Consider the following 22,607-nt stretch of genomic DNA (forward strand, 5'->3'; position numbering starts at 1 on the left):
ATCCGCACTTCAGAAAGTACCGATACAGGCCGATAGAGCCTACTAAGAGTCGGTGTGCTTGGTTCTGGGGGACGTGGGTCAATGGCAGGAATTCAAGCCTCGGTGAGAGCGAACCCGCGAGGAAAGACGCTCCCAAGGCTGGGTCTTTGTGCCATTGCGTTCATGATCCTCGCGGGCCAGGGGCGACCCTGCACGGCTCAGGATCTCCCGGCGCCTCCGAACACGCCCCAACGAATGATCAGCGGGTATAGCCCGCCGAGAATTCCGACGGTCCCGCCGAAGCCAAGCTCGAAGGTCGCCGACTCGATCGTCGAGGCCGTCAGTACTCCGGCGGCCATCATTGAGGTGAAGGCGGGCCAGGGGCGATTCCTCACGCTGAGGGAGAACCTCTCGGGTCCTGGGCAGCAGGCCATGCCGTTCCTGGGCGTGGGCGACCCAACCGTCGCTGACTTCTTCCAGGCGGGCCCAAGGCAGATCCGGCTCATAGGCAAACGACTGGGCATGACGGATTTCACCATCACCACGAGTTCGGGCAAGTCCTACGATTATGAGGTCCACGTCGTCGCCGATCTGGATGTGCTCCGCACGCAGCTCACCCAGTTATTCCCCGACGCGAGCCTCAAGGTCGCTCAGCTCCGAGACAAGGTCGTCGTCGAGGGGGAGGCCCGCGACGCCTCCCAGGTGAGCCGGATCATGTCAGTCGTCGATTCGTATATCCGATCCGTGCAGCGGATCATGGTCTACGGCCAGGTCGGTGACATCAACAATCAGACGCAGCCTGCCGATCCTAATGCCCCGCCACAGCAGCCGAGGCCCGACGGGTCGAGCGAGGAGAACCCGCTGGAAGATCTTGCCCCGATCATACCCACGCCGTATTCGTCCGGGATGAGGCCGGGGATGGGGGGGATGGGATCGGCTTCACCCGGGGCCCTCACCACGAATCAGATCGCCTCGAATCAAATCCAAGTCATCAATTTGATTCGCGTCCCGACATCCCAGCAAGTATTGCTCAAGGTCCGCATCGCCGAGTTGAACCGGACGGGATTCAGGCAGATCGGGGCCGACTTCCTCGCCGAAGTGCCCCAGTTCGGCACCCTCTTCGGCTCGCAGATCGGCGGGGCGACGTACACACCGGGGCAGATCGGCCAGACGACTTTCCAGCGTTCCCAGCAAGGCATCCCAGTCGACAATCGAGACCTCACCTTTGGGCCCGCCGGTACCCTCTTCGGCACGTTCTCGCGGGGACAATTCAGCGCGGTGCTCTATGCGCTGCGGCAGAACAGCCTCATGAAGATCCTGGCCGAGCCGAACCTCGTGACGCTCAACGGTCACCAGGCCAATTTCTTGGCGGGCGGGCAGTTCCCCGTACCGTCGCTCCAGGGGTCATCGGGGGGTACCGGCGGAAGCAACAGCATCAGCGTCCAGTTCAAGGATTTCGGCGTCCGCCTGGCATTCTTGCCGATCATTCAGGATCAGGACACCATCCGATTGACCGTCGACCCGGAAGTGAGTTCGGTCGATTACAGCGTCGCCACGACGCTCGTTCCAGGAGGTAGCCCCGTCCCCGGCCTGAATGTGCGCAGCTCGCATACCACGGTGGAGCTCAAGCAGGGCGAGACGCTCGCGATCGCCGGTTTGATGCAACTGACAATCAACGGCAACACTCACAGAATTCCTGGCCTGGGCGATCTCCCCTACATCGGGGCCTTCTTCAGCAACACGACGAGCCAGCGCATGGAGAAGGAACTGGTGGTGATGGTCACACCCTATCTGATCGAGCCCCTCCTACCCGGGCAAGTCCCTCCGACGCCCGGCGATGAAGTCAACGAGCCCAACGACCTCGAGTTCTTCCTCCTGAACCGGATCGAGAGTCGCACGGGGCGAGATTCCCGCTCCACGATCAAGTATGACGACCCGATGAACTTGATTCGACACTCGCTCGTCGAGCGAAAGTACCTGATCGGGCCCGCGGGATACTGATGAACGTCCACCCAGCCAAACAATTTGCCACATCTTGACGCGTCGACATTCCTGAAGGCGACGCTTGCTGGATTCGAATAAGGGACAGGGCTCGCCGGGCCTTACAGTGGGAGATGAGCTTATGTCACGACATCGGAATCGCCGGCATCGCCTCAATGCTGCCCTCCTGATCCTGGGCTCGGCTTGTCCACCACCGGCGGATGCCCAGGACGATCCGCTTCCGCTGCCCCTACCCGAAGGGCCGGCGATCCGGCAAGTCGTCCCGATGCCCGCCCGACGCGTTGAATCCCAGGCGAGTGCGCCAACCGGGGCTCCGATACTGCGTCCGACCCCGGTCGTAGTCGAGATCCCGCCGAACGGACTGGCACCGACCTGGTCTCCAGGCCCGATCGATCCCGTCGTGCTTGAGAAGAAGCCCCCCAAGCACGTCGCACGCAAGGTTCGATCGCGTCACTGGCGGTGGCTCCAGGGCTCGCTCTTCGGGTACCCGGAAGAATTCGAGGCTCGCCCGCTGGGCTCATCACTCTATGACTTCGGGCATGCCATGACGGCTAACGGGGCCGCGGCGAGGCAGACTCTCTTCGACTACGATTTCGTCCAGGGGACTAGTAAGCTCAACACAAGAGGGCGCGACCAGTTGAGCAAGATCGTCGCCCAGCTTGGAGTGAGCCCGTATCCCGTGCTCATCGAGAGGACGCCAGACAATCCGGCGTTGGCGGCTTCGCGAAAGAGCGCCGTCCTCGCGGAACTCGCGGCCGTGGGCATAGCTCTTCCGCCGGATCGGATCTTCGTCGGCGAGCCGATGCCGTTCGGCTCGTCCGGCACCAATGCCCAGATCATGGGTGCCAACATGCTGAATCGTACTCAGCAATATGGGCCCCCGATCCCGATCAACTCCAACGGATTGAATAGCCCGTCGGGTGTCACGAACAGCGTCTTCGGCACGCTCCCCGGCCAATGATCGTCGCGAAGGGGACCTGGATAAGCGGCAGTCCATCATTGGCCTGCCCCTTGGGAGTTCGGTTCATGCGGCGAGGACATGGTCGTATCGCTAACGCCACCTGGGCGATGGCACTGGTGTGCGTCTGCTTCGCCGGTTGCAGCCAACTCGGGGCTTCCAGGCCCAAGGAGCATGCGTCGGCGAAGCTCCTCGATTCCGGGGACATGCCGAAGATCACGAAGCGGCAGAAGGCCGATGTCCAGGTGGCGCTGGGACGTTCGCTCGAGGAGTCGAAGAACACGGCGTCGGCGGCCGCGGCCTACGCGGAGGCGATCAAGAATGACCCCAAGCGGGCCGATGCCGAAGCCCGCCTGGCGGTCCTGCTCGACAAGAGCGGGAAGGCCGAGGAGGCTAAGTCCCATTTCGCTCGCGCCCTGCAACTCGCACCGAAAGATCCGGACATCCTCTGCGACCAGGGCTACAGCTTCTATCTCCAACGACGCTGGGGCGAGGCCGAGAGGAACTTCCGGCACGCGATCGAAGTCCAGCCGAAACACGCTCGGAGCCACACGAACCTCGGGCTGGTCCTCGCCTGCCAGGGGAACAGCGCGGAAGCCCTCGCCGAGTTCCAGCGCGCGGGATGCGATAAGGCGGACGCCCAGGCGAACCTCGGCCTTGTCCTCGCCATCGAGGGGCGATACGCCGAGGCCAAGCAGGCGTATTCCGTGGCTATTGCCACAAAGCCCAAATCGGACATCGCGGCCGAAGGGCTGAGGGCGACGACCCTCGCCATGTCGGGCGATGCCTCAAAGCCATCTGAAGCGACGAGAGCCATCGCCCAGTCGAAGTCGATCGTGGATACCGCCATACAACGCACATCGATCGAACTACAGGCGCTCCCGCCTTCGCGTTGAGCTCCCATTTGAGCAGTTGGATCCGAGTATCAGGGAGTGGCGACCCGAGGCGCGACGGTCGCTTCGACCGCGTTGCTGACGCTTGAGGCGACGGCAGGGGTCGTGGGTCGCACGTTCTCGGGCTTTTTGTCAGTCCCGAAGATTTCCAGGACCTGGAAGACGGCCGGGGCCAGCAGGACCACGAAGACGGCGGGGAAGATGAAGAGCAAGGTCGGGAAGAGAATCATCGTCGCGGCCTTCTGGGCTCGCTCCTCGGCCTTCTGCTTCCGTCGCAACCGGGCGGCCTCGGAGTAGCCGCGCAAGCTCTTGACGAGGCTGGCACCGAAGCGTTCGGACTGAGCCACGACCGATGCGAGTGTTACGGCCTCCTCGAGGTCCGTCCGCTCGGCGAAGTGCCGCAGGGCTTCGCCGGGGGAGCGGCCAAGCTGGACCTCGCGATCGACGATCCGCAGTTCATGCCCGAGGAGCGGGTGCGCGATCCGGAGTTCGTCCGAGACCCGCTTCAATCCGCCCTGGAGACTCAGGCCGCCTTCGAGGCAGATGATCAGGACGTCGAGGGCATCCGGCAATGATCGGCGGAGGATCCCTTGCCGCTTCGACTTCCTCGAATCGAGCCAGAAGCTGGGCCCGATCATCCCGAACACGAAGAGCCCCAATGCGATCAACATGGCCTGCATCATCGACATCGCGCCGGTGGATGTGAGTACGATCCCGACGAAGAGAGCCGAGACGAGGATGATGAGCTTCACCCCGAGGAAGACATACATCGACTGGCGATGATAAAGTCCCGCATGAATAAGTTGAGCCGCCAGGCGGCTCCGCTCGGCCTCGTTGTCGGGGACGATCACCTTGCCCATCTTCGGCAAGGTCGTCCGGGCGATCTGGGCGACGGTCTCTGGGCTCGCGGCGGGACGGCCTCGCCCCTTGAGCAAGTCGATCCGGTCATCGACGCTCGACTTCCGCCCGGATAGCAGCATCCCGACGAGGAGTGTCAAGGAGCCGACCATCACGAAGGCGACCAGGATCACGGTCGCATCCGACCCCATACGTCATCCTCCCCGATAGCTCGCCTGCCGTTGCTTTGCTCGAAGCTTCTGAACGCAACAGGCATCCCGAATATTTTCATAAAAAATATGAATTAATCTCAGAATTCAAAGTTGACGATCTTGCGGATCCAGAGCACTCCGAACAACTCGAGGCCGAAGGTCGCCGCGAGGAGGTCGAGGTGCTGGAAGTGGATCCTGCCATAAGAGGGGTTGATCGCCAGGAGTAGCAGGAGCATCGCGAGGGGCAACGCTGTGAGGATCCAGCCCTGCATCCGCCCCTCGGCCGTGAGGGCCTGGATCGTGCCGCGGATCTGGTAGCGTTCCCGGACCACACCCGCGAGCTTCGAAAGGATCTCGGCCAGGTTGCCGCCGGTCTGCTGCTGAACCAGGACCGCCAGCACGAAGATCCGGAGCTCGATCACCCCCGTTCGACGGGTGAGGTCGCGGAGCGTGACTTCGGGCGAGAGGCCGAGGTTCTGCTGTTCGTAGCAGTACCCGAATTCGGCCGAGATCGGCAGCGGGAACTCGTCGGCGACGGCGAGGAAGGCCTGGCCCAGGGTCTGACCTGCGCGGACGACGCGGGCCATGAGCTCGAAAGCATCGGAGAGCTGGGATCGAAGTTTTTCGATTCGTGCGTCCCTCTTCTGCCTCACATACCAGATGGGCAACACGCCGCCGATCCCGCCTGCGAGGATGGTGGAGACGGCATTACCGACCAACAAGAGGCCGAGGGCCCCGAACAGGCAGGCGAGGGCCCCGGCGATCGCCAGGATCTGGTTGGGCGTGGTGTCCAGGCCGGACTGCTCGATCATGGCGACGAACTGCTGCTGAATCGTCGGCTGGCCCTCGTCGCGGAGGGCGTCGGCCGACATCTGATCGAGGTTCTTGAATAGGGGAGAGCGCTTGGCCTTCTCCGATTTCTTCTTGAGGAACTCGTAGTCGACGCGCTCGCTGACGCGCGAGCGGTCGCGGAGGAAGAGGTCGGCGAGGATCTGGTAGACGGCGAGCACGAACGTGATGGCCGTCGCGGCGGCCAGGCCCATGACGATCGGCGGATTCATGACTCCTGGTCTCCTCGACGCCTACCGAAGATGACTCGAGGCCGTGTCGAGGCCCGACGCTCCTCGGGCTCCTCGGTGGCCTCTGCGGCGCGCTGGCCCGTCAGGATCCGACGCTCGAAGGTGTCCGGAGGCAGTGAGATCCCCGCGGCCTCCAGGGTCTCGAGCGACTTGGGGCGGATCCCCGTGCAATGAAAGTATCCTTGCGCGACCCGATCTTCGTCGACCCCGGTCTGCTTGAAGACGAAGATGTCCTGCATGCTGACGACGTCGTCTTCCATGCCAACGATCTCTGAGATCTTGATAATCTTGCGCACGCCGCCCGAGAGCCTCGCCGCCTGCACGATGAGCTGCACGGCCGAGGCGATCTGGCGCCTGATGATCCAGATCGGCAGGTCGAAGCCGGCCATGCCGACCATCATCTCCATTCGACCGATCGCGTCGCGGGTGTCGTTGGCATGAATCGTCGTCATCGAGCCGTCGTGGCCCGTATTCATCGCCTGGAGCATGTCCAGGGTTTCGGCCCCTCGGCACTCGCCGACGATGATCCGGTCGGGCCGCATACGGAGGGCGTTCTTGACGAGGTCGCGCGTCAGGATGGCCCCCTGCCCTTCGATGTTCGGCGGCCTCGTCTCCATGCGGGCGACGTGAGGTTGTTGCAGGCGGAGTTCGGCGGCGTCCTCGATCGTGGCCACGCGTTCGTCGGGCGGGATGAAGGCCGAGAGTGCATTCAGGAGAGTCGTCTTGCCCGAGCCGGTGCCCCCCGAGATCACCGTGTTGATCCGGGCCTTGATGCAGGCGGAGAGGAACGCGACCATCTCCGGCGTCATCGCACGCTTCTCGACCAGGTCATTCACCTGGAGCGGCGACTTGCTCGACTTTCGGATGGACAGCAGGGTGCCGTCGAGCGCCAGCGGAGGGATGACGGCATTGACGCGGGAGCCGTCGGGCAGACGTGCGTCGCAGAGCGGCGAAGTCTCATCGATCCGGCGACCGACCCGGCTGACGATTCGCCTGACGATCTCGATCAGGTGCTTCTCGTCGTTGAAGACGACGTCGGTGCGACTGAGCCGACCGCGACGCTCGACGTAGACGGTCTTGGGTCCGTTCACGAGGATATCCGAGATCGTCGGGTCGCGCATCAGGGCTTCGAGCGGCCCGATGCCGAACGTCTCGTCGAGAACCTCCCCGATCAGCCGTTCGCGCTCGGAGAAGCTCAGGAGCTCATTGTGCTGGTGGCAGAGCTGCTCGGCACCTCGACGGACCTCCTCGCGCAATTCTTCGTCGTTGAGCGACCCGATCGCCGAGAGATCCATCTCCGAGATGAGCTTCTGATGCAATTCCTTCTTGATCCGCAGGAGGCGGTCCTCGGCCGAGGCCTGCGAAGCCAGCGGGAAGTTCTGAAGCGGGGTGCTCAGTCGGCTCATGGCGAAGGAGGGGCTCCGGTTCGAGGATTCGCGAGGGATACCGGTTAGGACGTTACTGGATCTTGGGCCGGCCGGCCTTGAGGTGGCTGAGGCTCGGGTGGTCGAGGATGGCGAACGACGTGGACTTCTCGGCGATCGTCTCGCCACGCTGGCGGATATGCGAGTCCGAGATCGGGCCCAGGCGTCCCGAGGCTCCCGCCAGGTACGACACCTTCCAGGGGTCGATCCCCATCAAGCGAGCGGAGGTCGCGTCGACGGCCGGCAAGTTCGTCCCCATGACGATCAGCCCCGCGGCCTTCGGGCTTCCCATGATCGGCCCGTCCCCTTCCATGCCGACGATCCCGTCGACGATGGCCAGCGACGGCTTGACCGCGGCGTTGATGTCGAGGATCGAGTTGGGGATCCCTTCCTGATGGAGCACGTTCTTCGGCCAGCCGTAGACCATCCCCGGCATCACGCCGAAGAGGTTCTTCATGGCCAGGGTTACGCCCACCCAGTGGTGGGTCTTCATCTTGGGCATCGAGACGACGATGTCGGCTCGTCGAATCACCTGCGGGAGGTAGAGCGCCTTCAACCGGGTCTTGCGGAAGCGGTTCGCCACGGTTTCGACATCGTTGGTGTTCAAATCCACGAAGTCGAGCTTGAAATCCTGGAGGACATCGTCCAGGCCCGATTGTTCGAGCACGAACTCGGTGTCGCGGCAATGCCCCGGGCCCTCGGCCACGAGAACGTCTTTCGCACCCCAGGACCGGAAGACGTCGGCAACCGCCGCGACCAGGGCCGGATGCGTGTTGATATGAGGGGCCGCCTTCTGCGGCTCGACGAGGTTCGGCTTAAGCAGGACCGACTTGCCCTTCGCCCAGGAGGAGCCGAGTCCAAGCTCCGCGAGGCCGTCACGAACGACCCTGGCGAGGTCCATCGAGTAGGAACTGGCGGAAGCGACCATGACGTCGGCCCTCCAACCCCGTTCATCCCCCTCGCGAAGGTTGTACGCCACGCTGCCCGTCGCCGCGAGCATGCCGGTGCTCAGCAGGAAGTCTCGACGCCTCAGCGAGCCCGTCTGGCGGTTTTCATCGACGGCCGGTCGCACGACCTCGGGTTGAAGGTTATCAGACATGAGCAACCTCCGTACTTCGTGACGGCAGGCCGAAGAGTTCGAGAGATCGGGCGCCTTCGGCGAGTAGCAGGAGCGCCAGGCCCAGCGGATCGACCTGGGTCGAGGGCCGCTCGTAAGACGCCTCGAGGGCTTCCGAAGCCCATTCGGGCGAGGCGCCCCAGGCTCGCAAGCTCAGCATGCTCCAGCCCAAAGAGACGGGGGCACGCGTCTTACCGAGGATCGGCTGCAAGACCTTCAGGGCGGTACGCGCGACGCTCTCGGGTTGCCCCGTGGTCGCCAGGGCGAGCAAGGCGAGGCTCGTGGGGGCGGGCAAGGCCCGAAGCGGGGTCCCGAATGCGACAGGGTTCCCGTAGTTCCAGCCGCCGGTGGGAATGGCGCGGTCGCGGAGGAGTCGGAACCCTTCCGCTACCCTTGCATGCCCCCCCTTCCCTACACGGTTCAGGGCGAGGATGGACAGGGCCGTCGGTTCGACCCAGGAGTGCGTGCCGACCGCCCAAGACCATCCGACGATCGTCGGGTCGTGCCCCATGGGATCGTCCTTGGTTTTGGCCGTCCTGACCCCCTGGACCGAGAGGAGCCAGTCGATCGCGCGGCGAAGTTGCGGCTCGAACTCGCCGAGGGCCGACCAGAGCAGGATCGCGGCGGGGGTCGCCCAACCCGGCTCGACCAGGCCGGTCGTGACCCCGAGGGAACCGTTCCGCGAGTTCATCGCGGCGAGGCGGCGGGCGGCGGCGCAGGCGGCTTCGCGATCGGGTTCCGACCTCGATTTCGAATCGGTGGCGAGGAGAGCGAGCCCTGCGAGGGCGGTCGGCTCGACGGCCGGAGTCGCGTTGTGTCGGTAGCACCAGGCGCCGTCATCGCGTTGGAGCCGCTTCAATCGCCGACGCGCATCTTCGACCCAGGGCGCGGTGGCCTGGATCGTCGAGCCGCCCACATCACTCAAGCTGAGGAACCCGCTCATTTGCGATGCCGTCCGTTCACGCTGGTGGCCAGTTGCATGATGCTCTTGGAAACCTTCGCCGAGGCAGCCTCGATGACGACGGGGACGCCATGGTTGTTGGCCCGATTGATCGCCTTGGCGTCTTCCGGGATGAAGTGGGCGATCTTCCGCCCGAGGGCCTCCTCGGCCTTGGCGGCGGGGACCTCTTGCGACTGCCCGTAGCGATTGACGACGAGGCGGATTTTCTCGGCAGGAATCTCGAGCTTGTCGAGATACTCTAGGTTGCGATGGACGTTTCGGAGTGAGGTAAAATCGAGACGGAAGACCAGCAGGATGATGTCGGCCTGGCGGAGGATCACCATCTGCTCTTCGCGGAACGTGTGGTCGAGGTCGGCGACCACATAAGGGAAGTGAGACCGGGCCATCGCGGTAGCCATCGCGACCCCCTCGGGTCGGACCTGGGCGACGTCGACGAGATGCTGGGGCGGGGCCAGGAGATGGACCCCCGATGCGTGCTTGACGAGGCTTCGCTCGAACATGACCTGATCCATTCGCGTCACGTTCTGGCAGAGGTCCGAGAGCGTGTACGTCGGCCGGAGGTCGAGCAAGGCGGCCAGGTCCCCCACCTCGAGCTTCATGTCGAGGAGCCCGACGGTCTGATGCTCCTTCGCCAGGGACACGGCGAGGTTCGCGGCGATCGTGCTCGAGCCGCTCCCCCCGTTGGGCGAGAGCAACGCGACGAGCTTGCCGGGCTCCGCCGGGGCCGTGATCGCGTCGGAAAGCCTCGCGATCGCCGCCTCGAGTTCCGCCTCCAGGTCGGCCGCGTCGACGTAGTCGAAGGCACCGCAGCGGAGCGTCCGGAGGACGAGCTTCGAATCCGAGGTCGGCCCGACCGCCAGGATCTTGCCGGGGGCGAATCGGGCGAGGGCCGTCAGCAGATTGAGCGCGTCTTCGACGTGCGGTTGGAGCACGAGGACGATCAGGTCGATGTCGGCCTCACGCCCGAGCCGACGCATCGTGTCATCCAGGGTCAGGATGTGCGATGAGGGGCACTCCAGGCCACAGAATGTCAGGACCTCTCGGATCCGCGTGGAGCAAGAATCCTTCTCCGAGACGATGAACGCCGACATCTGAACCCTCGTATCAACTGGCATAGGGGCCGGCTTGGTTTGCGACGGGCCTCAACCGGGGCGGCCCGTCGAGTTGGCTTCGTGAGATGGCTCATCCTGGCTAGCCTCGGCGACCCGACCGTTGTGACGAGGCGGAGGCGGCGGCACAGGCTGGGTCTTGGCACGTCGCGGGATCGACTGACGGATAGTCAGCCGGTCGGCACCCAGGTACGTGCCGCGGAGCGTCCGCACCGGCAGGATGACCTCCCGAATCTCGGGAAGCTCCGGGGCGGGAGGCGGAGACTCCTTCTTGATCTCGACGGGCTGGACCTTCGTAGCTCGGCTAAGTTGGAGATCCGCCAGGGTGACCGACTTCGCCTTGGTGTTCTCCTCGTCCTTGAAGTTCCGCAAGGAGAGGTGGAGGGTCCCCTTGGTCTGGGCCAGGTCGAGGATCGAGGCCTGCTCGGGAGTCACGAGCAACGTGACGGAGCGGGCGTCGTTCGGGTCGATCTTGTTCGCCGCGGGAGTGTCGACGGTCGTGTGAACGGCGAGAATCTCCAAATTCTGCAAGAGTGTGTTCGTCTCCGCGCCACTATCCTCATCGCCCGGGGTTTTGGGCGGGCCGTCGGTGGTGAGCAGGACGTCCACACGGTTGCCCGGCAGGACGAATCCGGCGAGCGACGACGAATAGCTGGGAGTCTGTATGGTGAATGCCCGCATGCCGGGCTTGATGAGCGCCGCCATCCCCGAGCCACTCCCCTTGGGGAAGAGCTTGGCGTCGAGGACCACGTCGCCGGGGAGCATGTGGATATAAGCCGTTCGGGCGATGGCTTCTTCGGGTTTGGCCAGGGCCCCGGAGTGGAATTGGGCCTTGGGCACTTGCCGGATCTCGACCATCGCCTCCTCGATCAACTCGCCGCGACGCAACTCCGACTTGGCGTAAAGCTCGGGGACCATCTCGATCGCCGGCGCGGCCGGCTGCTTCCGGAGCGCCTGGACGCCGATCGCCGCGGCGAGGCCGAAGACGAGGGCGAGTCCGAGCACGATCAAGGTCTGTGGCCTCAACGGAGATCCCCCTGATCAGAGGCCGTCGTCGCGATGACGGCGATGTTCGGCGAATAGGGCGGCCAGAGATCCTCGGCGTCCTCGCGGTGCCAGCCGGTCAGGACGAAGAAGGCCAGGCAGGTCGCCGCAGCGAACGGGACGAGGCGACGTCGACGGTCTTTCTGATGGACCGCCGCCTCGATCGTCGTCCCGGTGCGGATGTCCGTGTGACCCGCCCGGATCCGCTGGACCAGAACCATGACCTCGACCACGGCCTTCGTCAGGCCCCCATTGGCCATGGAGAGGACCAGGGCATAGAGCCCCGCCACGAGAGCGGAGGCGACAAACACCTCGAAGGTCAGCCAGGGGCCGAGCCAGGCTCCGACGGCCGTGAGCAGCTTGACGTCCCCGGCCCCGACCCCGCCGAGCGCGAAGAAGAGGACGAGCGAGGCGAAACCCACGATCGCCCCCGAGAGGCTGCATAGGGCGCCGCTCAACCCTCCGAGATAGGTCGAGAAGGCCAGCCCCGCGAGCAAGGCGGGGAAGGTCAAAACATTGTAGACCTTGAACTTCCAGATATCCGTAAACGCCGCGACGAGCGTGACGAACGCCACGGCGAAAAGGGGCAGCCATTCCAGTTGCGTCGTCACCACCTGGCCTCCGGATCTATGCCGCCTAGGAGCTTGGAATCCGCGTTCGTCGACTTCGACGACGAGTCGCCGCAGAGGAACATCCAGGGCAAGGCCACCACCACCCCGACGATGGCCACCGCCAGGGCCAGGGGCACCGCGAACGCCCCCGAGGCCGAGTTCGCCGCATAGATCAACACACAAAGGAGCGTCACAATTTGCCACATCACCTCACCTGATCCTGCCAAAGACGGACGACCTCCGGCCGAGGAACTCGAGCGGCGGCATGACGAATCATCGAAAATAAGCTTCTTGATAACTGAGGAGGGAAACCTGCCGACCGAGGAGAGTGAGATCTTAGGCGAGCGCGTGATTCCATGGCTCAAGACAACAATACAGCATTTTCAGAATTCGACATTATTGCATTTTATTACGAAATCACACCAATTAGACTTGACACAAAACTCGCCCCATTTCCCCGTGGAGGGGAGGCGATGCGGGCCCCCGAGTGGGGCCCGCATCGCGTTGATTCAGCTACCGGAGGTGCTGCCGGCGCCGCTGATCGTGGTTCCCAGGTCGCTGAACTTGGTGCTGATGACCCCGCTGAAGGCGGTGACGGTGCCGACGAGTGCCGCGGCGATCAAGGCGACCATGAGGGCGTACTCGACCATCGTCGCGCCTTCTTCACCGGTGACGAGACGATTGAAGAACTTCGACATCGTTGCAGTTCCTTGATAAAAAGGATGAAATCCGACCTACCACTCCGGCGCCTTCGCCTCGAAAGTATCGTTGCGATACTTGCCGGCCTCGACCCGCTCCGAATCAGCTTTCATCGCCTAGGTCTCGGCCAGCGGGGGCGACCTGCGCCACGACCGCGAAGCCCACGCTTACGTCGCGGGGCGTATTTTGTTGGCTCTCGACTCGGCTCGCTCGGCCGCTCTCGTCGAGACACTCAATCCTTGGCCACGTTTCCAACTTTGTCAATTAATTACAGAAACTATTTTTTCTGAGTTCATTACTATTCGGACAACATGTTTCAAGTTTTTCATAAATTTCCGGGACACCCAAATCTTCCGCGCGAATAGGTCCCGCTGAACCCCGCGCGCAACGCAGAACCTAGCCCGGTCCGGAAGGCGGCGCTTTCCGATGCATTCGTTCGATAATGGTATGTCTCGAGGCGAATCCGCCGCGAAGTCTTCGGTGGGTCTCTATATGATGCGTGCTTCCAGGTCCAGAACGCTTTAGAGGCCGGCATTGTCCTCGTCGACGACAGAACCTCAGCGCCCCTCGTGGATCCCTATACCATCCCTAATCCGATCCGAATCAGACCTTGTCAATCATCCAACATCTCTGCGTCGGGGTCGACCATTCGCGTGACGTTCGCCGCACTCACGAGTACGTCGAATCCAGTCGCCTTCCGGGAGGTGCCCCGACGCAATCCCTAGGATCAAACACCCCGTAGACCTCACCGGCAGCCTATGATTCACGTGACGTTATATCGGAGAATCCTAGGTTTTGGCCCTGAGGAGCTGGATCAATCGAGAGGGGGCGGAAGACCTCTCTTTTAACTACCTTTGGTCACATTACGAGAATTGTCAAATCGCGAATCGCGCTGAATTCAGCCAGCACCAGAATTTTATGGCCGCGAGTCGCGAGTTCGCAACGAGGCCTCATCTTTGTATCTCTTAGGAATTGTCAACGCGAGAAACGAGACCTAGAGTTTTGGAGAACGAATCCTGGGCATTGATTCGCGACGAGAACCGCAACAAAGGGCTGATGCGTCCACTGACTCCTCAAGCCCCAGGTTTGGACCTGAAATCATGCGTATGCCGGCCCGTCGCCGATCGAGACGACGCAACGCGATGGCTGCCGTCGAGCTCGCCGTGCTCCTTCCCTTTTTCTCGATGCTGTTCGTCGCCACGGTCGATTACACCCGCGTGCTCTACGCGCTCGTGACCGTGTCGAGCTGCGCCCAGATCGGGGCCCTCTACGCCTCGGATCCCGGATTCGCGACGTCGACCAGCTACGCTTCGTATCAGCAGGCGGCCCTGGCGGACGCAACCAACCTATCGCCGACGCCAACGGCCAGCCTGTCGACCGGAGTGGACTCGGGCGGCAACAACTACGTCGCCGTGACTGTGACCTACACATTCCACACCATGATCACCTATCCCGGCATCCCGTCATCCTTGACGCTAACCCGGACTGTGACCATGGCGATCACTCCTTCCTGACGTAGCTCGGCTCCATCAATCCCCAACCCTGGATTTCGTACCGGCCTGCTCACCTCGACGTGGTCGTCCAATGCACATACACAGTCGACTTCGACATCGGCGTCGCGGTGCGGTCCTTGTCGAGTCCGCCATTGTCTACTTCGTGGCGTTCCTCCTCCTAATGGGGACGATCGTCTTCGGCCTGGGCATCTTCCGCTACGTCCAGATCTCCGGGCTGGCTCGCGAGGCAGCACGTTGGGCGGCGGTTCGGGGTCCGGCCTACCAGAAGGAGCAAAACAAGGCCGCTCCCACGAATCAGGACGTGATGACGAATGTCATCACACCGCAGATGATCGGACTGAACGCCAATAACCTGACGTGCAACCTCACGATGACGTCCGGCGTAGCCACCGTGCGGATCAGCTACAACTGGCTGCCCGAGGCCTTCTTCGGCCAGTTGACTCTGACAAGCACCTCGGCGAGGCCGATCACCTACTGACCATCCTTGAAATTCACCAACGCCTCCTCGCACACTCCTCCAACCCAGCCTCTGCAGGCGTTCTTGAAAAGACGACGGTTGAGGAACTCCCATGTTGAGACGCCGAAGGACCCAGTTTCGCAACTGCCGAGGTCGAAGGGGCACGGTGGCGGTCGTGGCGGTGATCTGCCTGGTGCCGCTAATCGGCGTCTTGGCCTTCGTGCTGGACGGGGGTCTCCAAATGGCGATCCGCCGTCAGGTCCAGGCCGCGGCCGACGCGACGGCGCATGCGGCCGCGTGTTCGCTCTACACCAACTCCTCGACGGGCCACGGGCTCGATCCTAACGGCACGGCGAAGCGAGCGGCCCTGGCGATCGCGGCCGACAACGGCTACAACAACGATGGCACGCATTCGGTCGTGACCATCAACATCCCGCCGACTTCCGGCATCTTCGCCGGGGTCAGCGGGTACGCTGAAGTGACGGTCAAACGCAATCAGCCTCGCACGTTCAGCGCGATCTGGGGGTCGGGAACCTTGCCGATCACCGCGAGGGCCGTCGCCCGCGGCACATTCGCCCCTTATTCCACGGCGGGAATTCTCCTCCTCGATCCCTCGTCGGCCGGGGCTCTGACCGTCTCGGGCGGCGGCCGGGCGGTTTCTAATGCCGCGATCCAGGTGAATTCCAGCAACGTGGGTGCTGTCAACGCGAACAACACAGGCTACGTCAAGGCTCCCCTGATCAGCATTGTGGGGAACTACAAGACGAGCAGTTCGGGATACCTCTCGGGGACCGTCGCGACCGCCGCAAGCGCCGTCTCGAATCCGCTTTCCAGCCTGGCCGCGCCGAGCACGGCCGGATTGACGACCCGGGGCTCGATCCCGACTTACGGCACCTACACCATGAATCCGGGCATCTACAACGGCGGCGTCTCGATCGGTGGCGGCATGACCGTGACCATGAACCCCGGGATCTATTACATGAAGAGCGGCAGCTTCCAGATCAACAACGGCGCCACGGTGACGGGGAACGGCGTCACGATCTACGTCGACAACGGCGGCGGCCAGTTCAGCTTCCAGGGCGGCGGGAACATCACGCTCAGTGCCCCGACGAGCGGGGCCTATGCGGGGATCGTGATGTTCCAAGATGCGAATTCAACCAAGCCGATCTCGATCGCAAACGGCTCGACCACGACTATAACCGGCACCATTTACGCGCCTGGGGCGGCGGTATCCCTCGCCGGCGGCTCATCGAACAGCCAGTACGGTTCGCAGGTCATCGCCAAGACCATGAACATCTCCAACAACGCCAACTTCTCGACGAACTTCAGCAACTCCACCGTCGCGAGTCGGCGAGCCCTGGGGATCGTTCAATGACTTTCTTACCTGTGCGATCAAGGGCCCCCGCACACCGTGACGACGGGCGAGTTCGTTGGCAGGGAGCTCAGGCTGGGACCAGTTCCCAGATCGTCATCTCGGGGGGACAGTAGACCGAGACGCGTTTGAAGCGGCCTAGCCCGCGATTCACGTAGAGAAGGCTGGATTGGCCGGGCCGGCGGAAGAAGCCCGACCAGGCGTTGTGGCGGGTCTCGCGGAAGCTGTGATGCTTGATCGGCTCATAGCCGGTCGCTTTGTAGATTGTCTGCTTCAACTTCGGCATGAACCGAGACAGTTCGACGGCCCCGAACAGGGTCACCTGGCCGCCGTGCGTGTGCCCGGAGAGTTGGAGCGTGACGGGATCGTCGTAGGTCCAGAAGGTGTCGGGCTGGTGCGCCAGCATGATCGTCCCGACGCCGCGCGGTGAATTCTTGAGCGCCCTCTGAGCCGAGCTGGCTCCCCGCGTCGGGTCGTTCACCCCGGCGATGACGAGGCCCCGTCGGCTGGTCCACGCATTGTAGAGTTGTTCAATCCCCTTTGCCTTCAACTCGGTCGCCACCTCCTGGTAATCATGATTACCCATGACGGCGAAGATGCCTTCTTTGGACTTAAGGCTGGCAACCCAACCGACCGCATCCTCGACCGAATCGCCGGGATGGGTGACGAAGTCCCCCGTCGCGAAAATCCAGTCGGGGGCGAGTTGATCGACCTGCTTCGCAACCTGATCACGCAGGTAAGAAGAGCATGAACCGGCCCTGTCCGCATGGAGGTCGCTGATCTGGACCGCCGTCGTCGGCTTCTCGAGCCCGGGCACTTCGATCCGATGTCGTGTGACCGTTAGCCGGTCCGGGTCATAACCGAACGCCTCGATCCCGATCGGCAGTGCAATCGCCGCCCCGACTCCGGCGAGCAACTTTCGACGGCTGAAGGTTCTCCTGCGCTTCGTCAAGTTCCCGACGACCCCGCCACGGAACGCCGCCACCGCATCGAGTTGCGTTTCATGGATGACGAACAATTGGTCCGAGTGCGTCAGCTTGAGCAGTCGTAAGACGTCAGCGTCGATTTCGCAGAGCTTGAGCAACCCGCCCACATCCTTCAATTGCTTCTGGAGTCGGAGCAAGACCGCGATCGCGGAACTTTTGATCGACTTGACTTGACCCAGGTTGATCACGACGTGTTTCACGCCCGAATCCGTCGCCCGTCGTACGGCCGCGTACAGGCTCACTGCAGACTCAGGCTCGAGTTGGTTGCCGGCAACGACGATCGTGCAAACCTCATCCGCGACTTTACTTTCAGTCATATTTTCAGTTTCGGATGACATCTCTGGTGGTTTCCTGGAAGTATGACAAGACTACGTCGTCTGGATGCATTTTGTTCCAAACCATGATGTCCAGAACCACGATGATAACCAATCTCAGGCCGATCGGCACGATCGAATCGTCGAGCGGAAGCCTTCACTGCAGAAGCGTAGGCCCAGGAACGCCGCCAGTCTAATTCGGGTGGAAGGAGAGGCTTGGATGCGGAGGTGAAGAGTTGATGAGATTCGACTCGACGGCGCGAGCCGTCGCTCTCGATCGGTACGCCTGGAACTCGATGGCGGCCTGGTTTAGCCCTTCTTATGAGGCTGAGAAAGTCGTTGCTGGAGCAAGGCCATCACGGCGGCCTCCTCGGGACGAAGTTCGCTCAAGCCCTCCTTGATCTCCTGCTCGGTGATTTGCCGCAAGGACTCGAGCATGGTGCCGTCCAGATAGGCGTCGATCACCTCGGGGTGGACGTAGCACTTCCGGCAGATGGTGGGGGTATTCCCCAGCCGCTCGGCAACGGCCTCGATGGCGCGGACGACGTTCTTCTTCGCCTGGGCCTCGGAATCGAAGGCCTGGAGTTCGCGCAGCGTGATCGCCGCGAGCACGGTCCCCGCCCAGGTTCGGAAGTCCTTCGCCGTGTACTCTTCGCCCGTGATCGACCGGATGTAGTCGTTCACATCGGCCGACTCGACGCTCAGCCGCTGCCCGTCCTCGTCGAGATACTGGAAGAGCAGTTGCCCCGGCAGATCCCTGCACGTCTTGACGACCCGTGCCAGCCTCCGGTCCTGCAGGTCGATCTCGTGCCGGATACCGCTCTTCCCTCGAAATTTGAAATGGACGGCCGTGCTCGAGACGTCGACGTGACGATCCCGCATCGTCGTGAGACCGAATGAGCCGTTGGTGCGTGCATATTCCTCGTTGCCGATGCGGATCAAGGTCGTTTCCAGGAGCCTGACGACCGTGGCGAGCACTTTTTCTCGGGGCAAGCCGGGGCGATTCAGATCGCGATCGACGTGCTTCCGGATTTTGGGAAGCATGGTCCCGAAGGACATCATCCTCCCATATTTGGCCTCGTCCCGGACCGAACGCCAGCGTGGGTGATACCGATACTGCTTCCGCCCCCTGGCGTCACGCCCCGTCGCCTGGATGTGGCCAAGCGGATGCGGGGAGATCCAAACATCAGTCCAGGCCGGCGGGATGACCAAGGCATCGAGGCGGCGTTTCAGGTTCGGCTCCGTGACATGATGCCCCTTCGCGTCATAGTAAGCAAAGCCCTTCCCGACCCGCTTCCGACGGATGCCGGGACTGGCGTCGCTGACGTAACGCAACCCCATCTCCCTGGCAGCCTCGGCATCCGGCGAGGCAAAGGAAGTGACACGACGCGATGGTGCTGCTTTCGAGGTGGCCATGGACATCCACCGGAGCAAATCGAGTGCCTCTCGCTCATTGAAAGCACCTTCCGCGGGTGGAGTTGATGTGCCATACACTCCCCCAGTCATGGCGAGGTAGGCCAACGACCTCGCTCACAATGGGTCTACCATCTCCAAAGCATCGCGACGGATGTTCCAGAGTAGGCGACACGAACAGTAAGCCTTGCGCAACCGCCAGGAATGGGCGATCATGCACGACTTGAATCAGCCACCCTGACGAGCGATTGTCGCAGACTGTGATCACGCGAGCCCTAACTTAACGCAAATCTTTTTCTGGAAATCACTTACTGCGAAAATTCGTTTGAATCGAGGATGTGCAAGATCGAATTCTAAGCACGGCTTCAGATGACGCAATTTCTTGAGTCGAAGGGTTTTCGTGCCGAAATGACCTTCAGGCTTTTCCAGTTTTTTGGTCATATGCGCCGGACTGGATGCCGGGCGGTAGGGATGGGACATTGCGAAGTCAGCAGTAACAGACGACGCACGGCAGCGGCGACGTGAAGGGATTTCCGATTCGACGGAGGTCTCCCCTCTATCTTGATAGCGAGTACATGGATGTCGCTCGATTCAAGCACCAACAACGCGGATATGGCACCCTCTCATTCGAGCGCGGAGCCTCGATCGCGACAATCAATTTACCGCGAGGCCGTCCTGATCGGCCTGCTCGCCTTGACGCTCAACCTCATCGGCAACGGCCGCATGAGCCTCTGGGATAGAGACGAACCTCGTTATGCCGAAGCCACGCGCGAGATGCGGCAGAGCGGCGACTGGATCCACCCCACCTTCAACGCCGAGCCGCGATACCATAAGCCGATCCTGATCTATTGGCTGATGCTGGCCGGGACGGCGATCGGCGGCGACAACCCGTTCGGCGCCCGGCTCGTCTCCGCCTTGATGGGGACAGGCACGGTCCTACTCATCTGGTGGTGGGGGCGCCGCGTCCTCGGCGACAAGATCGGGCGGCTCAGTGCCCTCGTCCTCACGACGATGCCACTCATGGTGGCCGAGTCGAAGCTCGCCACGACTGACGCGACGCTTACGTTGTTCGTGGTGGGATGCCAGGTTGCGCTCTGGGAGCTCTGGGTTAGACCCTCGCGTGGAGCGGCGGCGGCGTTCTGGGCACTCCTGGGCCTCGCCGTCTTGACCAAGTCGCCGGCTGGCCCCGCCCTCCTTATTGCCTCAATCGGGATCTCCTGGCTTAGCGGTGGACCGAGCCCGTTCACTTACCTGGCGCGGTTGCGCTGGAAGTGGGGTCCCCTCCTCTTCCTGGCGATCATCCTACCCTGGAACATCGCGATCTTCCTGAGGTCTAACGGCGAGTATTTCAACGTGGCGATCGGTTTCCACGTGGTGAAGCGGGCGACGCAAGGACTCGAGGAGCATGGCGGATTCCCCGGCTATTACATCGTGCTGGGGATGGCGAGCCTCTTCCCGTGGTCGGCCCTTCTGCCCCGCACCTTGGCGTCTGCCTGGGCTCAAAGGCGCGAAACGCCGCTCGTCGGCTTCCTGATCGGCTGGGTGATCGGCCCGCTCATCCTCCTCGAATGCGTCCGGACCAAGCTGATCCACTATTACCTGCCGGCGGTCCCGGCTGTCGCGGTGCTCGTGGCCTGGAGACTCGTCCGCTCGACCGACGTTCGCTTCGGCCTTCCCCGGTGGAAATTGGGACGGTCTGGTGCGGTGGCGATCTCGGTGGCGAGTGTGCTAGTGACCGTCGGCCTGCTCGTCTGCGGGTTCCGGATGCTACCTTCGCCGATGCTCCTCCCCACGATCGGGGTCGCCTGCATCATCGCCGCAGGGACGGTCTTCGGCCTTCGCGAGATGCTGGCCGGTCGGATCGAGCGGGCGACGCTGGGGGGCATCGCTTTCACGGCGGTCGCCCTCGCCACGTTCGCAGGTTGGTTCCTCCCCGCCCTCGAGCCTTACCGGACGCCGGCCATGGTCGGCCAGCGACTCGCCGCGCTCGAGCGGTCGCTGGCCGTCCGCCCGATCCTGAGCACATTCAAGCCGCCCGGAGTTATCTTCGCACTCGGCCACCCCGCCCCGGTCGTGAAAAGCTGGGAGCATCTCGGTGAGGAACTCGACAAGTCTGAGGTCCTCCTGATTCCCATGATCGACAAGGAACTCAACTTTTTCCGCAAGAGGCCCAACTTCAAGGTTGAGGTCCAGGAAACCGTGGATGGGTTCAACATCGAGAAGGGGAGTATCGAAACCCTCTACCTCACGCTCATCAGGGCAAACGACCCGCAGGTGGCCACCAAGCCGGGGTCAAGCCCCTCGGCGCATTGAGCCGAGCCAGGACAATCGATCCTCAACGAAACTCGGCTCGCGTCGCCACCTCAAACCCTTGAGATCGGAGGACGCGAGCCGAGTTTCATTTCCGGACGACTCATCGCTCAATACGAATCGCGGCTGATCACCTCGCCACCATTCCTGGCGGAAAGTTCCTGGTAAACGCCATTCTGAGTCCCCACAGCGACCGTGAATCGTGAGGTGAAGTTGGCGATGTCGTATCGGCATGCCTCGACGAGTTAAATGGCCAGGTCTGGATCGAGTCTTTCAGGAACCGGACGGAGACATCGGCAAAGGCGATGTTGGCACCGCCGAGAAGCGCGCTCGATGGCCCAAAACGTAGGGATCGTCGCTCGTCACGGTGAGGTTACGAAGCGGATTCAGCGAAGGCTCAAGATGGATTCCAGAGTGGTGCGAGCAGTTGAGCCACAAGGGCGCCTAGGAGAGTTCGCAGGCGTGCCCGTGCGATGTTGACGAACAGGAAGAATGCAAGGTAGAAAGGTAGTGTTTCTTGGGGATGCCGCCGTGAGGGCGGAACCAACACCTCGGGATCGACTAGACGCCTTCCATGGTGTTGACGTGGACCTCATGGAAGACGATGCCGGCCAAGTCGTCGAAGCGCCCGCCGCAGCCACAGCACTCGTACCGCTGGCTGGGGATGGGTCTCGTCGCGGCCGTTCTTGACGACCGAAGTCGTTATGCGGGAGAGGCAGGCGACGCCGTCAGGCCGCCGCATGTCAGCGGACTATTGGAGGCACTTGGCGTCGTAGCTCTCCTGGATACTCACCATGGCGAGGGCTCGCAGTTCCGATCGCGACGGCGATCAAGGAACTCCAAGGCCCTCGATCCCGATGAATCCGGACGACCAACGCATCATGAGCCCGCGATCCGCCTAGGGCCACTGCCAAAACTACAGGCTCATGAGGCTGATGAGTCTGAATGTCTTGGCGGCAAAAGTTTTACCACGCGGGAACTTTCACATCCTGAGTTAGTTCGCAGCCATCGGATCATGCTGGCTAACGCCCAAGTAAGCACTTTCTCCAGTAACTGAAAAATAAGTGCTTGTGTAAAATTGAATCCGCACGAAAAGATCAAGGAGGCGTAGCGCCACTCAACTTGAATCTCAGTAGCGACTCCATGGCATCCTCATAATGTAGTGACCGAGCTCGGTCGCCCAGCGGAAGTCGATTGGCGATACCCGAGTGGTCATATCCTGACCCAACACACGATCATAGCTCTGATCCGGCGCCACTTCACGCCGTCGATGAACCCGCATATGCGAAGTTCAAGCTCGGACACTTCTCGCAGCTA

19 protein-coding genes are annotated in these 22,607 nt (G+C 62.5%); 7 read left to right on the forward strand and 12 right to left on the reverse strand.

Going from position 1 to position 22,607, the window contains the following annotated elements; all coding sequences use genetic code 11:
• Positions 1–102 precede the first annotated feature (102 nt).
• The 3 genes from ACOYYX_RS17225 to ACOYYX_RS17235 all read left to right on the forward strand — a co-directional run bounded on the left by ACOYYX_RS17225 (position 103) and on the right by ACOYYX_RS17235 (position 3,834).
• Complete coding sequence (locus tag ACOYYX_RS17225; RefSeq protein WP_422931147.1) at positions 103–1,980, forward strand: type II and III secretion system protein family protein; 1,878 nt, start codon at positions 103–105, stop codon at positions 1,978–1,980.
• Positions 1,981–2,101: 121 nt separating this feature from the next.
• Positions 2,102–2,941 (forward strand): hypothetical protein, encoded by an 840-nt coding sequence (locus tag ACOYYX_RS17230; protein WP_422931148.1) that lies wholly within the window; start codon positions 2,102–2,104, stop codon positions 2,939–2,941.
• A gap of 65 nt (positions 2,942–3,006) precedes the next feature.
• A complete protein-coding gene (locus ACOYYX_RS17235) occupies positions 3,007–3,834 on the forward strand; it encodes a tetratricopeptide repeat protein (RefSeq protein ID WP_422931149.1) in 828 nt (275 codons plus the stop codon).
• 29 nt (positions 3,835–3,863) lie between these two features.
• On the opposite strand, the gene ACOYYX_RS17240 is transcribed toward ACOYYX_RS17235, so the two are convergent.
• From ACOYYX_RS17240 to ACOYYX_RS17285, 10 genes are all read right to left on the reverse strand, one after another.
• The gene (locus ACOYYX_RS17240; protein ID WP_422931150.1) at positions 3,864–4,880 is read right to left on the reverse strand and encodes a type II secretion system F family protein; all 1,017 of its coding nucleotides are present in this window, start codon (positions 4,878–4,880) and stop codon (positions 3,864–3,866) included.
• Positions 4,881–4,978: 98 nt separating this feature from the next.
• Positions 4,979–5,941: a type II secretion system F family protein gene (locus ACOYYX_RS17245; protein WP_422931151.1), complete on the reverse strand. Its 963-nt coding sequence runs from the start codon at positions 5,939–5,941 to the stop codon at positions 4,979–4,981.
• Positions 5,938–7,365, reverse strand: coding sequence for a CpaF family protein (locus ACOYYX_RS17250; protein WP_422931152.1), 1,428 nt, complete (start codon positions 7,363–7,365; stop codon positions 5,938–5,940). The genes ACOYYX_RS17245 and ACOYYX_RS17250 overlap by 4 nt, the downstream gene beginning before the upstream one ends.
• A gap of 52 nt (positions 7,366–7,417) precedes the next feature.
• A complete protein-coding gene (locus ACOYYX_RS17255; protein WP_422931153.1) occupies positions 7,418–8,482 on the reverse strand; it encodes a DUF362 domain-containing protein in 1,065 nt (354 codons plus the stop codon).
• Positions 8,475–9,443: a hypothetical protein gene (locus tag ACOYYX_RS17260; RefSeq protein WP_422931154.1), complete on the reverse strand. Its 969-nt coding sequence runs from the start codon at positions 9,441–9,443 to the stop codon at positions 8,475–8,477. The genes ACOYYX_RS17255 and ACOYYX_RS17260 overlap by 8 nt, the downstream gene beginning before the upstream one ends.
• Complete coding sequence (locus ACOYYX_RS17265; RefSeq protein ID WP_422931155.1) at positions 9,440–10,552, reverse strand: AAA family ATPase; 1,113 nt, start codon at positions 10,550–10,552, stop codon at positions 9,440–9,442. The genes ACOYYX_RS17260 and ACOYYX_RS17265 overlap by 4 nt, the downstream gene beginning before the upstream one ends.
• 51 nt (positions 10,553–10,603) lie before the next feature.
• On the reverse strand, positions 10,604–11,596 hold the full coding sequence (gene cpaB / locus ACOYYX_RS17270) for a Flp pilus assembly protein CpaB (protein ID WP_422931156.1): 993 nt from the start codon (positions 11,594–11,596) through the stop codon (positions 10,604–10,606).
• Positions 11,593–12,225, reverse strand: a complete 633-nt coding sequence (locus tag ACOYYX_RS17275) for an A24 family peptidase (RefSeq protein WP_422931157.1) — start codon at positions 12,223–12,225, stop codon at positions 11,593–11,595. The genes cpaB and ACOYYX_RS17275 overlap by 4 nt, the downstream gene beginning before the upstream one ends.
• Positions 12,222–12,434: a hypothetical protein gene (locus tag ACOYYX_RS17280; RefSeq protein WP_422931158.1), complete on the reverse strand. Its 213-nt coding sequence runs from the start codon at positions 12,432–12,434 to the stop codon at positions 12,222–12,224. The genes ACOYYX_RS17275 and ACOYYX_RS17280 overlap by 4 nt, the downstream gene beginning before the upstream one ends.
• 300 nt (positions 12,435–12,734) lie before the next feature.
• Positions 12,735–12,923, reverse strand: coding sequence for a Flp family type IVb pilin (locus tag ACOYYX_RS17285; protein WP_422931159.1), 189 nt, complete (start codon positions 12,921–12,923; stop codon positions 12,735–12,737).
• A 1,143-nt stretch (positions 12,924–14,066) separates the two neighbouring features.
• Between ACOYYX_RS17285 and ACOYYX_RS17290 the strand changes: the two genes are divergently transcribed.
• The 3 genes from ACOYYX_RS17290 (at position 14,067) to ACOYYX_RS17300 (ending at position 16,270) form a co-directional block, all read left to right on the forward strand.
• Positions 14,067–14,438: a TadE/TadG family type IV pilus assembly protein gene (locus ACOYYX_RS17290; protein ID WP_422931160.1), complete on the forward strand. Its 372-nt coding sequence runs from the start codon at positions 14,067–14,069 to the stop codon at positions 14,436–14,438.
• A 70-nt stretch (positions 14,439–14,508) separates the two neighbouring features.
• Complete coding sequence (locus tag ACOYYX_RS17295) at positions 14,509–14,916, forward strand: TadE/TadG family type IV pilus assembly protein (RefSeq protein WP_422931161.1); 408 nt, start codon at positions 14,509–14,511, stop codon at positions 14,914–14,916.
• 91 nt (positions 14,917–15,007) lie between these two features.
• Positions 15,008–16,270: a DUF7305 domain-containing protein gene (locus tag ACOYYX_RS17300; RefSeq protein WP_422931162.1), complete on the forward strand. Its 1,263-nt coding sequence runs from the start codon at positions 15,008–15,010 to the stop codon at positions 16,268–16,270.
• A gap of 67 nt (positions 16,271–16,337) precedes the next feature.
• On the opposite strand, the gene ACOYYX_RS17305 is transcribed toward ACOYYX_RS17300, so the two are convergent.
• Both ACOYYX_RS17305 and ACOYYX_RS17310 read right to left on the reverse strand, forming a co-directional pair.
• Complete coding sequence (locus tag ACOYYX_RS17305; RefSeq protein WP_422931163.1) at positions 16,338–17,591, reverse strand: STAS domain-containing protein; 1,254 nt, start codon at positions 17,589–17,591, stop codon at positions 16,338–16,340.
• Positions 17,592–17,876: 285 nt separating this feature from the next.
• Positions 17,877–18,908: a DNA topoisomerase IB gene (locus tag ACOYYX_RS17310; RefSeq protein WP_422931632.1), complete on the reverse strand. Its 1,032-nt coding sequence runs from the start codon at positions 18,906–18,908 to the stop codon at positions 17,877–17,879.
• 651 nt (positions 18,909–19,559) lie between these two features.
• On the opposite strand from ACOYYX_RS17310, the gene ACOYYX_RS17315 reads away from it, so the two are divergent.
• Positions 19,560–21,293, forward strand: a complete 1,734-nt coding sequence (locus ACOYYX_RS17315) for an ArnT family glycosyltransferase (protein WP_422931164.1) — start codon at positions 19,560–19,562, stop codon at positions 21,291–21,293.
• Positions 21,294–22,607 lie beyond the last annotated feature (1,314 nt).

The sequence above is a fragment of the Singulisphaera chitinilytica genome (assembly GCF_049331405.1).
In the GTDB taxonomy this organism is placed as follows: Bacteria; Planctomycetota; Planctomycetia; order Isosphaerales; family Isosphaeraceae; genus PoT.

Coding starts and splice junctions, on each gene's coding strand:
- ACOYYX_RS17230 (WP_422931148.1), top strand. CDS start 2,102: ATGTCACGACATCGGAATCGCCGGCATCGCCTCAATGCTGCCCTCCTG.
- ACOYYX_RS17235 (WP_422931149.1), top strand. CDS start 3,007: ATGCGGCGAGGACATGGTCGTATCGCTAACGCCACCTGGGCGATGGCA.
- ACOYYX_RS17240 (WP_422931150.1), bottom strand. CDS start 4,880: ATGGGGTCGGATGCGACCGTGATCCTGGTCGCCTTCGTGATGGTCGGC.
- ACOYYX_RS17245 (WP_422931151.1), bottom strand. CDS start 5,941: ATGAATCCGCCGATCGTCATGGGCCTGGCCGCCGCGACGGCCATCACG.
- ACOYYX_RS17250 (WP_422931152.1), bottom strand. CDS start 7,365: ATGAGCCGACTGAGCACCCCGCTTCAGAACTTCCCGCTGGCTTCGCAG.
- ACOYYX_RS17255 (WP_422931153.1), bottom strand. CDS start 8,482: ATGTCTGATAACCTTCAACCCGAGGTCGTGCGACCGGCCGTCGATGAA.
- ACOYYX_RS17260 (WP_422931154.1), bottom strand. CDS start 9,443: ATGAGCGGGTTCCTCAGCTTGAGTGATGTGGGCGGCTCGACGATCCAG.
- ACOYYX_RS17265 (WP_422931155.1), bottom strand. CDS start 10,552: ATGTCGGCGTTCATCGTCTCGGAGAAGGATTCTTGCTCCACGCGGATC.
- ACOYYX_RS17285 (WP_422931159.1), bottom strand. CDS start 12,923: ATGTCGAAGTTCTTCAATCGTCTCGTCACCGGTGAAGAAGGCGCGACG.
- ACOYYX_RS17290 (WP_422931160.1), top strand. CDS start 14,067: ATGGCTGCCGTCGAGCTCGCCGTGCTCCTTCCCTTTTTCTCGATGCTG.
- ACOYYX_RS17295 (WP_422931161.1), top strand. CDS start 14,509: ATGCACATACACAGTCGACTTCGACATCGGCGTCGCGGTGCGGTCCTT.
- ACOYYX_RS17300 (WP_422931162.1), top strand. CDS start 15,008: ATGTTGAGACGCCGAAGGACCCAGTTTCGCAACTGCCGAGGTCGAAGG.
- ACOYYX_RS17305 (WP_422931163.1), bottom strand. CDS start 17,591: ATGTCATCCGAAACTGAAAATATGACTGAAAGTAAAGTCGCGGATGAG.
- ACOYYX_RS17310 (WP_422931632.1), bottom strand. CDS start 18,908: ATGGGGTTGCGTTACGTCAGCGACGCCAGTCCCGGCATCCGTCGGAAG.
- ACOYYX_RS17315 (WP_422931164.1), top strand. CDS start 19,560: ATGTCGCTCGATTCAAGCACCAACAACGCGGATATGGCACCCTCTCAT.